Genomic DNA, 14,071 nt, shown 5'->3' with positions numbered 1-14,071 from the left:
TGCCAGGCTTCTGGCAAACTGCCGCGCTCTCCCGGTCACCGAAGACACGAGTTTTGGAAAAGATCCTGTTGCAAATTGCCGCCGAGCTGAAGGCTCGACCGGCCCAGGTCCAGGCGGCCGTCTCCTTGCTGGACGGCGGCGCCACGGTTCCCTTCATTGCCCGCTACCGTAAGGAAGCCACCGACGGGCTGGACGACATCCAGCTGCGCGAGCTGGAAGCCCGGCTGGGCTACCTGCGCGAGCTGGAAGACCGGCGCGAGGCGGTGCTGAAAAGCATTGCCGAGCAAGGCAAGCTGACGCCGCAGCTGCAGGCCGCCATCGAGGCTGCGCCGACCAAGCAGGAGCTGGAAGACCTCTACCTGCCCTACAAGCAGAAGCGCCGCACCAAGGGCATGATCGCCCGCGAGGCCGGGCTGGAGCCACTCGCGGACAAGCTGTTTGCCGACCCCACGCTGGACCCGATGACCGAGGCTGCGGCCTTCATCAATGCAGACGCCGGTTTTGCCGATGCGTTTGCCGTGGTGGACGGCGTGCGCGACCTGCTCAGCGAGCGCTGGGCCGAAGACGCCGCGCTGGTCGGCAAGCTGCGCGAGTGGCTGTGGGCCGAAGGGCTGCTGCGTTCCAAGCTGGTCGAAGGCAAGGACCCGAACAACGCGGACCATGCCAAGTTCCGCGACTATTTCGAGTACGACGAGCCGATCCGCACCGTGCCTTCGCACCGCGCGCTGGCCGTGTTCCGCGGCCGCACCCAGGAGATCCTGGACGCGAAGCTGGTGCTGGACGAGGAGGTGGTGCCGGGTCAACCCACCTTGGCTGAAGGCCGCATTGCCGGCCACCTGGGCTGGCGCCATGCCAAGCGCGTGGGCGACGAGCTGATCCGCAAGACGATTGCCTGGACCTGGAAGGTCAAGCTGTCGATGAGCCTGGAGCGCGACCTGTTCGGCCGGCTGCGGGAAGAGGCCGAGAAGGTGGCGATCAAGGTGTTTGCCGAGAACCTGCGCGACCTGCTGCTGGCCGCACCGGCCGGCAAGCGCGTGGTGATGGGCCTGGACCCAGGCATCCGCACCGGCGTGAAGGTGGCCGTGGTCAGCGACACCGGCAAGGTGCTGGACACCCACACCGTCTACCCGCACGAGCCGCGCAAGGACTGGGAAGGTTCGATCCACACGCTGGGCCGGCTGTGCGCCACGCACGGCGTGAACCTGATCGCGATTGGCAACGGCACCGCCAGCCGCGAGACGGACAAGCTGGCCGGTGACCTGATCAAGCGCATCCAGCAGTTGGCCCCGGGCACGCTGATCGAGAAGGTGGTGGTCAGCGAAGCCGGCGCGTCGGTGTACTCGGCTTCCGAGTTCGCTTCGAAAGAGTTGCCTGACCTGGACGTGAGCCTGCGCGGTGCGGTCTCCATTGCCCGCCGCCTGCAGGATCCGCTGGCCGAGCTGGTGAAGATTGATCCGAAAAGCATTGGCGTCGGCCAGTACCAGCACGACGTGAACCAGAGCGAGCTGGCGCGCACGCTGGACACGGTGATCGAGGACTGCGTGAACTCGGTCGGCGTGGACCTGAACACAGCCTCGGCGCCGCTGCTGGCGCAGGTCTCAGGCTTGTCGAACGCAGTTGCGGCCAGCATCGTGCGCTGGCGCGACGCCAACGGCGCGTTCCGCAACCGCCAGCAGCTGATGGAAGTGGCCGGGCTGGGTGCCAAGACCTTCGAGCTGGCGGCCGGCTTCCTGCGCATTCGCGGTGGAGACAACCCGCTGGACTTCTCCGGCGTGCACCCGGAAACCTACCCGCTGGTGCAGCGCATGGCCGAGAAGCTGGGCCGCCCCGCTGGCGAGCTGATGGGCAAGAGCGACGTGATCCGCACGCTCAAGCCCGAAGCCTTTGCCGACGAGAAGTTCGGCGCCATCACGGTCAAGGACATCCTGGCCGAGCTGGAAAAGCCCGGCCGTGATCCGCGCCCGGACTTCAAGGTGGCGCGCTTCAACGACGGCGTTGAAGACATCAAGGACCTGCAGCCCGGCATGACGCTGGAAGGCACGGTCAGCAATGTCGCGCAGTTCGGCGCGTTTGTGGACCTCGGCGTGCACCAGGACGGCCTGATCCACGTCAGCCAGCTGTCGAACAAGTTCGTCACCGACGCGCGCGAGGTCGTCAAGACCGGCGACATCGTCAAGGTCAAGGTGCTGGAGGTCGACCTGTCGCGCCAGCGCATTTCGCTGACGATGAAGCTGGACGCGCCCACCGGCGCGAAGGCCCAGGCCGCCCGCGGTGACAACAACTACCGCCCGGCCGCGCGCGGCGAACGCCCGCAAGGCGGCGGCCAGCGCCAGGCCGACACGCCCAGCGCGATGGCGGCTGCCTTTGCCAAACTGAAGCGTTGAGCCAGCCGGTGCGGGCGCTGCGCATCCTCGCCGGCCCGCGTGCGCGCCAGCAGTTGCGCGAGCGCGGGCTGGCGCCGGCGGATGTGCGGGTCATTCCCGCGGCGGCCGGCGGTCCGAAAGGCCTGGCGCTGAATCCGCTGGACCAGTTCCTGTTCGGCGACTGGCTGCCGCAGTCTTCGCAAACGGTGCACTTGCTGGGCGCCTCCATCGGCGCCTGGCGCATGGCCTCTGCGTGCATGAGCGATCCGAAGGCGGCGCTGGCCCGGCTGGCGGAGGACTACATCGTGCAGGACTATCCGCATGCGCCGGGCAAGGCGCCGAGTGCGAGGGTGGTCAGCCAGATCTTCGGCGAGCAACTGGGCCATCACTTCGGTGGGCGCGAGGCGGAGGTGCTGCAGCACCCGCGCTACCGCCTGCATGTGTTCACCAGCCGCGGCCGGCATGTGCTGGGCCGGGAAGGTCGGCTGCGCACGCCGCTGGGCTACGGCGGCGCGTTTTTCACCAACCTGGTGGCGCGCAAGGCGCTGGGCCACTGGCTGGAGCGAGTGGTGTTCTCGGACGCACGCGATGCGCTGCCCATGCCGCTGGACGACTACCGCAGCCGCCAGGTGCCACTGGATGCCGCGAATCTGGCGCCAGCCATCCTGGCCAGTTGTTCCATCCCTTTCTGGTTGCAGGCGGTGCATGACATTCCCGGCGGCCCGCGTGGTGCCTACTGGGACGGTGGCATCACCGACTACCACCTGCACCTGCGCTACGCCCGGATGAGCGACGGCCTGGTGCTGTATCCGCACTTCCAGCCCAGCGTGGTGCCGGGCTGGCTGGACAAGGCGCTGGCGCACCGCCACAAGCCCAGCGCCTCGCTGGACAACTTGGTGCTGCTGGCACCGCGAGAAGAATGGATTGCCACGCTGCCGAATGCCAAGCTGCCGGACCGCAATGACTTCAAGGCTTTTGGTGATGACCTGAAGGGGCGCATGTCCGCTTGGCGGCGGGCCGTGGCTGAGAGCCAGCGGCTGGCGGACGAGTTCGCTGAGCAGGTGGCAAGCGGCCGCGCTGTGGAAGCTGAGCCGCTGTAGCCCGGCTTTTCTGGCGACCAGTGCGCGCGCTACCGCTACAATTTGCAGATCCACCACAAGAACGGGAAAGGCAGCACGGGTTATGACACCGCGAACTACGACCTTCGTCACTGAGGATTAGTCGGCCGCGGCAGGTTTACACACGTCACTGTTTTTGTTCCTGCACCCAATTGCGCGGCCTTGATGCCGCGCTTTTGTTTTTCTGGGGCCCTGAAATGCGCCCCGCTCCTGGAGTCTCCTGATGATCACGATCACGCTGCCTGATGGCGCGAAACGCGAATATCCCGCCCCGCTGACGGTGGCCGAAGTGGCCGCGTCCATCGGCACCGGCCTGGCCAAGGCCGCGCTCGGCGGCCGCGTGGGCACTGGCGATGCCAGCAAGCTGGTGGACACCAGCTACCTGATCGAGGCCGACTCGCCGCTGGCCATCGTCACCGACAAGGATGCCGACGGCCTGGAGATGATCCGCCACTCCACGGCGCACTTGCTGGCCTATGCGGTGAAGGAACTGTTCCCCGAAGCCCAGGTCACGATCGGCCCGGTGATCGAAAACGGCTTCTTCTACGACTTCTCGTACAAGCGCCCGTTCACGCCCGAGGACCTGGTGGCCATCGAGGCCAAGATGACCGAGCTGGCGAAGAAGGACGAGAAGGTGCAGCGCCGCGTGTTGCCGCGCGACGAGGCGGTAGCCTACTTCAAGGGCCTGGGTGAAAACTACAAGGCCGAGATCATTGCCAGCATCCCGGAAGGCCAGGACGTTTCGCTGTATCGCGAAGGCGCTTTCGAGGACCTGTGCCGCGGCCCGCACGTGCCCAGCACCGGCAAGCTGAAGTTTTTCAAGCTGATGAAAGTGGCCGGTGCCTACTGGCGTGGCGACCACCGCAACGAGATGCTGCAGCGCATCTACGGCACGGCCTGGGCCAGCAAGGAAGCGTTGCAGCAGTACCTGACGATGCTGGAAGAAGCCGAGAAGCGCGACCATCGCCGCCTCGGCAAGGACCTGGACCTGTTCCACATCGACGAGCACTCGCCCGGCACGGTCTTCTGGCACCCCAAGGGCTGGACGATCTGGCAGGAGGTGGAGCAGTACATGCGCCGCGTCTACCGCGAGAACGGCTACCAGGAGGTCAAGGGCCCGCAGATCCTCGACCAGGGACTGTGGGAGAAGACGGGCCACTGGGACAAGTACCGCGAGAACATGTTCGTCACGGAATCGGAAAAGCGCGACTACGCGCTCAAGCCGATGAATTGCCCAGGCCACATCCTGATCTTCAAGCAAGGCATCAAGAGCTACCGCGACCTGCCGCTGCGCTATGGCGAGTTCGGCCAGTGCCACCGCAACGAGCCCACGGGTGGCCTGCACGGCATCATGCGCGTGCGCGGCTTCACGCAGGACGATGGTCACATCTTCTGCACCGAAGACCAGATCGAGGCCGAAGTGGTGGCCTTCACGAAGCTGCTGCAGAAGGTCTACGCCGATTTCGGCTTCAGCGACATCATCTACAAGCTCTCGACGCGGCCTGAAAAGCGCATTGGCACCGAGGAGAGCTGGGACCGTGCCGAAGCCGCACTGGCCAAGGGCCTGCAGGCTTCGAACTGCGATTTCGAGTACCTGCCGGGCGAAGGCGCTTTCTACGGCCCGAAGATTGAATACACGCTGAAGGACGCGCTGGGCCGGCCGTGGCAGTGCGGCACGATCCAGATCGACCCGAACCTGCCAGAGCGCCTGGACGCGGACTTTGTCGGCGAAGATGGCCAGCGCCACCGGCCGCTGATGCTGCACCGCGCCATCGTCGGCAGCCTGGAACGTTTCATCGGCATCCTGATCGAGCAGCACGCCGGCGCGATGCCGGTTTGGCTGGCGCCAACGCAGGTCGTGGTCGCCTCCATCACCGACGCACAGGCCGACTATGTGCACGAAGTGGTGAAAGCCTTGCAAAAACAAGGAGTTAGGGTGAGCGCGGATTTGCGCAACGAGAAAATCACGTATAAAATACGCGAGCATTCGTTGCAAAAGGTCCCGTTTATCCTGGTCGTAGGTGACAAGGAAAAGGCAAGCGGGGCCGTCGCGGTGCGCGCCCGAGGCCAGCAGGACCTGGGTGTGATGTCCCTCGCAGACTTTCAGTTGAAGCTCGCAGGTGACATCGCAGCCAGGACCTGAGCAGTCGCTTTGGTGCCGCGCGCCGATTTTATTTTTTTGGGCCCCTCTCTTGCCTGGGCGCCTGTTTGAGGGGTTTGCACCATCGCTACCTTTGCCGACCGTCGGATGCCTAACGTCGAGCGCAAGCATCGACTGAATCGCGAGATCACTGCCCTGAATGTGCGCCTGAACGGCATCGAGAACGAGCCTTTGGGCATCGTCAGCATTCAGGACGCCTTGCGCATGTCAGCCGAAGCCGACGTGGATCTGGTCGAAATTGCCGCCACCGCCGATCCGCCCGTTTGCCGGCTGATGGACTACGGCAAGTTCAAGTACCAGGAGCAGAAGCGCGCAGCTGAAGCCAAGTCCAAGCAGAAGGTCATCGAGGTCAAGGAAGTCAAGTTCCGTCCGGGCACGGACGAAGGCGACTACAACATCAAGATGCGCAACCTGCGCCGGTTCATCGCGGAAGATGGCGACAAGGGCAAGGTCACGCTGCGCTTCCGCGGCCGCGAGATCACCCACCAGGACATCGGCATGCGGTTGCTGGAACGCATTCGCGATGAGTTGTCTGACGTGGCCCTGGTCGAGCACATGCCCAAGCTCGAAGGCCGCCAGATGATCATGGTGCTGGCCCCGAAGAAGAAGTCCTGATCTGTTGGCGCGGTGTTTGCCACCGCGCCAGCAGTGAAGTTCAGACGAAGATCGAATCCAGAGATTCACGCCGCGGTTTCGCGACCGCGATGTTGAAGAGAAGCCACTGCAGGCCATCAAGTACGTTGCAAGCGCAACGTCGCCCAGCAGAGGTGTCAAAAAGGAGCATGCAATGCCCAAGATGAAGACCAAGAGCAGCGCCAAGAAGCGCTTTCGCGTTCGCCCGGGTGGCACCGTCAAGCGCGGTCAAGCCTTCAAGCGTCACATCCTGACCAAGAAGACCACCAAGAACAAGCGCCAGCTGCGCGGCGCAGTGAATGTGCATGAGACCAACATGGGTCACATGGCACAGATGCTGCCGTTCGCCGGCCTGTAATTCCACCAAGACTGAAGGAGAACTCACATGCCTCGCGTCAAACGTGGTGTTACCGCTCGTGCTCGTCACAAGAAGATCCTGGCCCTGGCCAAGGGCTATCGCGGCCGTCGCAAGAATGTCTTCCGCATCGCCAAACAGGCGGTGATGAAGGCTGGGCAATATGCCTACCGTGACCGCCGCGCCAAGAAGCGCGTCTTCCGTCAGCTGTGGATCGCGCGCATCAACGCCGGTGCCCGTAGCCTGGGCCTGACTTACAGCAAGTTCATGGCCGGCCTGAAGAAGGCCTCGATCGACATCGACCGCAAGGTCCTGTCGGACATGGCCATCCACGATCCGGCAGCTTTTGCCAGCATCGTCGACAAGGTGAAGGCCCAGCTCGCTTGATTCCCTAACAGGGCGCGGTCGTCTGTCTGCAGGCGGCCGGTTGCCCGATCAGGCTCTCGAAGGCCGTCACCTCGTGGTGCGGCCTTTTTTATTTTTCCGCAGACATTTCCCTCTTCATGAACGATCTCGATCAACTGGTGGAGAACGCGCGCGCCGAGTTCGCGGCGGCTGCCGCGCCTGCCGAGCTGGAGAATGCCAAGGCCCGTTACCTGGGCAAGTCCGGTCAGGTGACCGAACTGCTCAAGGGCATGGTGGCCTTGTCGCCCGAAGAAAAGAAGACCCGCGGCGCCGAGATCAACCAGACCAAGCAACGCATCGAAGCCCTGCTGACCGAGCGCCGCCAGGCCCTGGCCGACGCCGAGCTGGCCGTGCAGCTGAAGGCCGAGGCGCTGGACGTGACGCTGCCAGGCCGCCAGCGCGGCAGCAGCGGTGGCCTGCACCCGGTGACGCGCGCAATGGAGCGCATCGAGGCCATCTTCGGCTCGATGGGTTTTGACGTTGCCGACGGCCCTGAGATCGAGATCGACTGGTTCAACTTCACAGCGCTGAACACGCCGGCGGATCACCCCGCGCGTTCGATGCACGACACGTTTTATGTCGAGGATGGTCACGTCCTGCGCACTCACACCAGCCCGATGCAGATCCGATATGCGGTGCAGCACGTCAAGAAGCATCAGCACCTGATTGACGCTGGTCAGCCCATGCCCGAGATCCGCGTCATCGCGCCGGGCCGCACCTACCGCGTGGACAGCGACGCGACGCACTCGCCGATGTTCCACCAGGTCGAAGGCCTGTGGGTGGGCGAGAACATCAGCTTCAAGGACCTGAAGTCGGCCTACATCAACTTCATGCACGCGTTTTTCGAGACGACGGACATGGAGATCCGCTTCCGCCCCAGCTACTTCCCGTTCACCGAGCCCAGCGCCGAGATCGACATGATGTTCGGCTCCGGCCCCTTGAAGGGCCGCTGGCTGGAAGTGTCCGGCTCGGGCCAGGTGCATCCGCAAGTCATCCGCAACATGGGGCTGGACCCGGAGCGCTACATCGGTTTCGCCTTCGGCTCGGGCATCGACCGGCTGGCCATGCTGCGTTATGGCGTCAACGACCTGCGGCTGTTTTTCGACGGCGACCTGCGTTTCCTGACGCAGTTCAAGTGAGCCCCGCGCGGCTTTGAGCGCCGCGCCCGCTGCCTTCGAAAAACATTCATCCGGAACCTTTCATGCAATTCCCCGAATCCTGGTTGCGCGAGTTCTGCAACCCGCCTGTCAACACCGAAGAACTGGCCCGCCTGCTGACCATGGCCGGGCTGGAAGTGGAGGAGCTGCGGCCAGTGGCGCCGGCGTTCCACGGCATCGTCGTGGCTGAGATCGTCGAAGCCGAGCAGCACCCGAACGCCGACCGCCTGCGCGTCTGCCGCGTGGACGCCGGCCCGCACAGCAAGGACGGCCCGCTGCAGATCGTCTGCGGTGCGCCGAATGCGCGTGTCGGCATCAAGGTGCCGCTGGCCATCGTCGGCGCCGAGTTGCCGCCTGGCGAGCACGGCAAGCCCTTCAAGATCGGCACCGGCAAGCTGCGCGGCGTCCAGAGTTTCGGCATGCTGTGCTCGGCCCGCGAACTCAAGCTCAGCGAGGACCACGGCGGCCTGCTGGAGCTGGCGGCCGACGCGCCGCTGGGCCAGGACATCCGCGAGCACCTCAAGCTGGACGACACCCTGTTCACGCTCAAGCTCACGCCCAATCTGGCGCACTGCCTGTCGGTCTACGGCGTGGCCCGAGAGGTCTCGGCTCTGACAGGCTCGCCGCTGGTCGAGCCGGACCTGCAGGCCGTGGCACAGGCGCATGCCGACGTGTTGCCGGTCAGCGTGCAGGACAGCGACCTTTGCGGTCGTTTCTCCGGCCGCATCGTGCGCGGCGTGAACCCGAAGGCGCAAACGCCCGCGTGGATGGTCGAGCGCCTGGCGCGTTGCGGCCAGCGCAGCGTCTCGCCGCTGGTGGACATCTCGAACTACGTGATGTTCGAGCTGGGCCGCCCGTCGCACATCTTCGACCTGGACAAGATCCACGGCGGCCTCAGCGTGCGCTGGGCCAAGGAAGGCGAGAGCCTGAAGCTGCTGAACGGCAACACCGTGGCGCTGGACGGGCAGGTGGGGGTGATCGCCGACGATCAGGCCGTCGAGTCGCTGGCCGGCATCATGGGTGGCGACGCCACCGCCGTCTCCGACGACACGCGCAACATCTACATCGAAGCGGCGTTCTGGTGGCCCAAGGCGGTGATGGGCCGTTCGCGCCGCTACAACTTCTCGACCGACGCCGGCCACCGCTTCGAGCGCGGCGTGGACCCGCAGGGCACGGTGGAACACATCGAGCGCATCACGCGACTGGTGCAGGAAATCTGCGGCGGAGAAGCCGGTCCCATCGACGACCAGCAGCCGGCCATGCCGGTGCGCGAGCCGGTGACACTGCGCGTGGCGCGCGCCTGCAAGGTCATCGGCATGACAGTCACCCAGGCTGAATGTGCCAGCGTGTTCCAGCGCCTGGGTTTGCCCTTCGTTGAAGGCGACGGCACACTGACCGTCACGCCGCCGAGCTGGCGCTTCGACATCACGCTGGAAGAGGACCTGATCGAAGAGGTCGTGCGCATCCTCGGCTACGAGCGCCTGCCGGCCACGCCGCCGCTGGCGCCGGTGACCGCGCGCGTGCGCAGCGAGTCGCAGCGCGCGCCGTTTGCAGTGCGCCACGCGCTGGCCGGGCTGGATTACCAGGAAACCATCAACTTCAGCTTTGTCGAGGCACGCTGGGAGCTGGAACTGGCGGGCAATGCCGAACCGATCAAGGTGCTGAACCCCATCGCCGCGCCGCTGTCGGTGATGCGCACCAGCCTGCTCGGCAGCCTGATCCAGGCGCTGAAGTACAACCTGGCGCGCAAGGCGCCGCGCGTGCGCGTGTTCGAGCTGGGCCGCGTGTTCCTGCGCGACGCCAGCGTGCAGGACACCGACCACAGCGTGGCCGGCGTGCACCAGCCGCTGCGCGTGTCCGGCCTGGCCTACGGGCCGGCGGCAGCGCCGCAATGGGCGCAGGCCGACAAGGCGGTGGACTTCTTCGACGTCAAGGGCGACATCGAAGCCTTGCTGGCGCCGCGCAAGGCCACCTTCGTGGCGGCCGAGCATCCCGCCATGCACCCTGGCCGCTGCGCCGCGGTGCAGCTGGACGGCGCGACCATCGGCCACATCGGCGAGCTGCATCCGAAGTGGCGCCAGGGTTACGAGCTGCCGCAGGCACCGGTGTTGTTCGAGCTGGACCTGGCCGCGGTGCAGAAGCGCGAACTGCCGGCCGCCCAGGGCGTGCCGCGACAGCAGCTCATCCAGCGTGACCTGGCGCTGGTGGTGGCCGACAAGGTCACGCACGACGCGCTGATGGGCACGCTGCGCGACGATCCGCTGGTGCGCGCCGCCTGGCTGTTCGACGTCTACAAGCCGGCCCAGCCGACGGCCGACATTGCCGCGGGCGAACGCAGCCTGGCCGTGCGCTTGGAACTGCTGGACGACAGCAGCACGCTGACCGAAGAGCGCATCGACGCCGCAGTCGTCTCAGCAGTTGCCCGGGTGCAGGCCGCGCACGGCGCGCGCCTGCGGGCTTGAGGGAAGGGCGCCACACCATGACCAGCATGATGGGCAACGACGGCAACGATGATCCGTCCGAGGATGACCTGCAGCCGCCGGGACGGCTGCTGCTGACCTCGGTTGAAACACCGACCCTGACCAAGGCCGAACTGGCCGAGCTGCTTTTCGAGCGGCTGGGCCTGAACAAGCGCGAGTCCAAGGACATGGTCGAAGCGTTCTTCGACATCGTGAACCAGGCGCTGGTCAGCGGCGACGACGTGAAGCTGTCGGGTTTTGGCAACTTCGCGATCCGCCGCAAGGCGCCGCGCCCGGGCCGCAACCCACGCACCGGCGAGTCGATCCCGATCAAGGCCCGCAACGTCGTCACCTTCCACGCCAGCCACAAGCTCAAGGCTGTCGTGCAGGGGGATGTCCCGCCGGCCGAGGAGTTCGAGTAAAGTCACAGCGCCCTGCGAGAACCCGTTGATATCTCGGTGATTGGGGCCTCTTTCCGCCATGCACCATGAAGCCGCACCGCTGCTGCCGGCCATTCCGGCCAAACGCTACTTCACCATTGGCGAAGTGAGCGAGCTGTGCGGTGTCAAACCGTATGTGCTGCGCTATTGGGAGCAGGAATTCACCCAGCTGCGCCCGATGAAGCGCCGCGGCAACCGGCGCTACTACCAGCACCACGAAGTGCTGCTGATCCGCCGCATCCGCGAGTTGCTTTACGACCAGGGCTTCACCATCAGCGGTGCCCGCAACCGCCTGCAGGAAGCCGGTCACATCGAAGGTGGCGAGTTCTCCAGCAGCGACATCACGATCGATCCGCTGCACGATGAGCTCGACATCACGGCCCTCGTGGCGGCGTCGCGTGCCGACGCGGGCACGTCGTCCTCAGCCCCTTTCGCCATCGCCGCGCTGGACGCCAGTGGCCTGGCCGCAGAACTGCGCGTGCATCCCGTGCTGCCGCAAAACCCAAGTGCAGCGCAGGTGCGGGAAGAATTGCTGGCGATCCGCGACCTGCTTTCAATTCAGTGAATTTTCTGCCTATAATGGAAGTCTTGTCGGGGTGTAGCGCAGCCTGGTAGCGCACTTGCATGGGGTGCAAGGGGTCGCGAGTTCGAATCCCGCCACCCCGACCATAGAAAACAACGGGTTAGCTCTCAGAAGGAGCTAACCCGTTTTGTTTTGCCGAGCTGGTAAAACAGAATTGGCAACAGAATTTCTGCGGTGTTGAAAGCCCCGGATCTGTGGCACCGCTGGCCACTTCTAGGAATGCGATCGTTGCTATGTAGCGACACCAAGCTGGAGATCACCAGCAAATCCATCGGGAGATGTTGAGCCCGGACCTCGTGACGATCCGCCCAGCGGCCCCGCTACCTTGACATGGTGGGGTCGTTGGTTCGAATCCAATCGCGCCTACCAAATTCGGTAGGGAAATCAAGCACTTGGCGGCAACGCCAAGTGCTTTTTTTCTTGGGTGCGCCCGGCAGGGCGCACTTACTTGGAGGTGGAAGTCCTCTACTCGCCCGGCAAGGGGAAGAGTTAGCTGAACGGCAAGGGTGTCGCAGGTGACTGCGAATCTGAAGGAAGCCGAAGGCAAAGCGCTGGCCTGACGAACAGGAAGCGGATAGGAGGCGGCGTTGCGGGGTGAGGCGGCCCAGATCGTCGAAGCCCGGTACTTGCACGGGACGCAACGACGTAGATCCGACAGGCATAAGCGTGAAGGTGAGTGCGCAATACCCGGGGAGATCTTGAATCCTGCCCGAGAGGGCTAGCGGTGTCGAGAGGCGGCGCGATGGGGTGCAAGAAGTCAGCAGAGGCCATAGTAGGTGCGCCGCGCACCGAAGGGCCGAACATGAGTGAACGCGAGTAGGACCGTTGATCTCGATGAACGACGACGACGCACAAGCACGCGACGGGGCAAGGGTTTCGGGCGTGGCCGGTGCTGGGCGAGGCGGGCGGAACCCGACCGGGCCTGGTAACGGTGCCCAGGCGTGCACGGCGACAACGGGGCGAACGAAAGCGGAAGTGGCCACGCAGCTCATGGAGCAGGTGGTCGAGCGCGGCAACATGTGGAAGGCCTATGAGCGAGTGCTGCGCAACAAGGGGGCCCCGGGTGCCGACGGCACGCCTTCGCGCGCTATGCGGATGACTGCAACGTGTACCTTGGCAGTCGCAAGGCCGCCGAGCACGCGCCACTTCCTCGGGTACGGCCTGATCGGGCGGGAAACGGCGCGACTCAAGGTCGCTGCGGCCAGCGTTGTACGACTGCGCCAGAAGGTGAAAGCCTTGCTGCGCGACAGGCGTGGGGTTGGGTTGGCAGCGATCACCGAAGCGCTGAACCCACTGCTGCGCGGCTGGACGAGCTACTTCAGGCATGCCCAGGTCAAGGACGTGTGGCAGGAACTGGACGGGTGGATGAGGCGCAAGCTGCGGTGCCGACTCTGGCGCTACGGTAAGCGCCCCTACGCGCGCGCCAAATCACTGATGCAGCAGGGGCTGACAAGGGAGCGCGCGCGGCGTTCGGCGACCAACGGGCGCGGTGCCTGATGGAACTCCGGAGCCAGCCACATGAACGCGGCCTTCCCGAAGTCCTTCTTCGACCGCATGGGGCTCGTGTCGCTGGTGCATACCCACCGGCGCTTGCAGCTTCAACCATGAACCGCCGTATGCGGAACCGCACGTACGGTGGTGTGGGAGGACGGCGGGGGTGGCTCCGCCTCCTACCCGATTGGTGGGGAAAAAGTGGGGAAAAGGCGCTTCGGAATCAAGCACCTTAAGCTGGTTCAGACATCCGAGTGGCGGACGGCGCAAGCCTTCTGTGAGTAGTCGGTGTCGACAGTGATTGATTCGCCGCCACCTACCTGCGCGGGCGCTCAGTCAACCTTCTGCACCTGAACTTCGAGTGCGAAGCCAAGGGCCTGTCGTGCTTTCATATTTCGTCTGCGTCGTTCCAAAAACCCCACAGGAAACCCCGCAGGCAAACCAAGCCGGGTTTCGCTGAGCATTCTTGTAGGCAGAGCATGCAGCCATAACACTGTAGCTTGTGTCGGCAGGGGCAGTCGTCACGCGTGGCCCCGGTTGTCATGGAGCCTTGGCGCTCGCGGCACCAGCCTGTTTTCCAGTGCCGGGCTGCTACTCGCCGAGCAAGCCTTGCCTTCTCCCTGACTGGGCCCGGCTGTCTGGGTGGTCTGGCCTGCTCGACATTGCTTCTTATTCCACCGGCAAGTGGAAGTCGCCAACGCCGAACCGACGAGAGCCGCGGCTGCGAACCTCCGTATTCTCTTGCTGTCGATCAAGGCATTGATCTCCTCATGGCCTAGATTCAAAGACTAGGAAAGTAGTCCGTCCGTCAGGACTTCCTCACGCCGAACCAGCATGCCCTGATGGGCGTTGCGAGCAGTTCGTGGCCCACTGTTGGTGTGGCGTGTCATGTCTGCTGCTCCGCTA

At 64.8% G+C, this 14,071-nt stretch carries 11 protein-coding genes and 1 tRNA gene; all 12 read left to right on the top strand.

Annotated elements, in window-relative coordinates; translation table 11 throughout:
* Window positions 1–53 precede the first annotated feature (53 nt).
* The 12 genes from AC3WR5_RS01295 (at window position 54) to AC3WR5_RS01240 (ending at window position 13,171) form a co-directional block, all read left to right on the top strand.
* Entirely contained in the window at window positions 54–2,384 is a 2,331-nt protein-coding gene (locus AC3WR5_RS01295; protein WP_492481255.1) for a Tex family protein, read from the top strand.
* 8 nt (window positions 2,385–2,392) lie between these two features.
* Complete coding sequence (locus tag AC3WR5_RS01290) at window positions 2,393–3,463, top strand: patatin-like phospholipase family protein (RefSeq protein ID WP_492482585.1); 1,071 nt, start codon at window positions 2,393–2,395, stop codon at window positions 3,461–3,463.
* Between the two features lie 241 nt (window positions 3,464–3,704).
* A complete protein-coding gene (gene thrS, locus AC3WR5_RS01285) occupies window positions 3,705–5,624 on the top strand; it encodes a threonine--tRNA ligase (RefSeq protein WP_492481253.1) in 1,920 nt (639 codons plus the stop codon).
* Between the two features lie 105 nt (window positions 5,625–5,729).
* A complete protein-coding gene (gene infC, locus AC3WR5_RS01280) occupies window positions 5,730–6,257 on the top strand; it encodes a translation initiation factor IF-3 (protein ID WP_141288450.1) in 528 nt (175 codons plus the stop codon).
* A gap of 172 nt (window positions 6,258–6,429) precedes the next feature.
* Window positions 6,430–6,633 carry a 50S ribosomal protein L35 gene (rpmI, locus tag AC3WR5_RS01275; protein WP_028601240.1) on the top strand — a complete coding sequence of 68 codons (204 nt, stop codon included), beginning with the start codon at window positions 6,430–6,432 and terminating at the stop codon, window positions 6,631–6,633.
* A 27-nt stretch (window positions 6,634–6,660) separates the two neighbouring features.
* A complete protein-coding gene (gene rplT / locus AC3WR5_RS01270) occupies window positions 6,661–7,017 on the top strand; it encodes a 50S ribosomal protein L20 (RefSeq protein ID WP_141288451.1) in 357 nt (118 codons plus the stop codon).
* Between the two features lie 116 nt (window positions 7,018–7,133).
* Window positions 7,134–8,174, top strand: coding sequence for a phenylalanine--tRNA ligase subunit alpha (gene pheS / locus AC3WR5_RS01265; RefSeq protein WP_492481249.1), 1,041 nt, complete (start codon window positions 7,134–7,136; stop codon window positions 8,172–8,174).
* Window positions 8,175–8,236: 62 nt separating this feature from the next.
* Window positions 8,237–10,654, top strand: a complete 2,418-nt coding sequence (gene pheT, locus AC3WR5_RS01260; RefSeq protein WP_492481247.1) for a phenylalanine--tRNA ligase subunit beta — start codon at window positions 8,237–8,239, stop codon at window positions 10,652–10,654.
* Window positions 10,655–10,683: 29 nt separating this feature from the next.
* Complete coding sequence (locus tag AC3WR5_RS01255) at window positions 10,684–11,073, top strand: integration host factor subunit alpha (protein ID WP_141290316.1); 390 nt, start codon at window positions 10,684–10,686, stop codon at window positions 11,071–11,073.
* 58 nt (window positions 11,074–11,131) lie between these two features.
* Window positions 11,132–11,656, top strand: a complete 525-nt coding sequence (locus AC3WR5_RS01250) for a MerR family transcriptional regulator (protein ID WP_492481245.1) — start codon at window positions 11,132–11,134, stop codon at window positions 11,654–11,656.
* 27 nt (window positions 11,657–11,683) lie between these two features.
* Window positions 11,684–11,760: transfer RNA gene (locus tag AC3WR5_RS01245), tRNA-Pro, on the top strand.
* Window positions 11,761–12,649: 889 nt separating this feature from the next.
* Window positions 12,650–13,171, top strand: a complete 522-nt coding sequence (locus tag AC3WR5_RS01240) for a group II intron maturase-specific domain-containing protein (protein ID WP_492481243.1) — start codon at window positions 12,650–12,652, stop codon at window positions 13,169–13,171.
* Window positions 13,172–14,071 lie beyond the last annotated feature (900 nt).

The organism is Ideonella sp. FW305-24, from assembly GCF_058788035.1.
Note: the sequence above shows the minus strand (reverse complement) of the source record. Positions and strands in the feature narration are given on the sequence as shown.

Excerpts from the sequence above, each read along its gene's own strand:
- rpmI (WP_028601240.1), top strand. The coding sequence starts at position 6,430 with ATGCCCAAGATGAAGACCAAGAGCAGCGCCAAGAAGCGCTTTCGCGTT.
- rplT (WP_141288451.1), top strand. The coding sequence starts at position 6,661 with ATGCCTCGCGTCAAACGTGGTGTTACCGCTCGTGCTCGTCACAAGAAG.
- thrS (WP_492481253.1), top strand. The coding sequence starts at position 3,705 with ATGATCACGATCACGCTGCCTGATGGCGCGAAACGCGAATATCCCGCC.
- infC (WP_141288450.1), top strand. The coding sequence starts at position 5,730 with ATGCCTAACGTCGAGCGCAAGCATCGACTGAATCGCGAGATCACTGCC.
- AC3WR5_RS01255 (WP_141290316.1), top strand. The coding sequence starts at position 10,684 with ATGGGCAACGACGGCAACGATGATCCGTCCGAGGATGACCTGCAGCCG.
- AC3WR5_RS01250 (WP_492481245.1), top strand. The coding sequence starts at position 11,132 with ATGCACCATGAAGCCGCACCGCTGCTGCCGGCCATTCCGGCCAAACGC.
- pheT (WP_492481247.1), top strand. The coding sequence starts at position 8,237 with ATGCAATTCCCCGAATCCTGGTTGCGCGAGTTCTGCAACCCGCCTGTC.
- pheS (WP_492481249.1), top strand. The coding sequence starts at position 7,134 with ATGAACGATCTCGATCAACTGGTGGAGAACGCGCGCGCCGAGTTCGCG.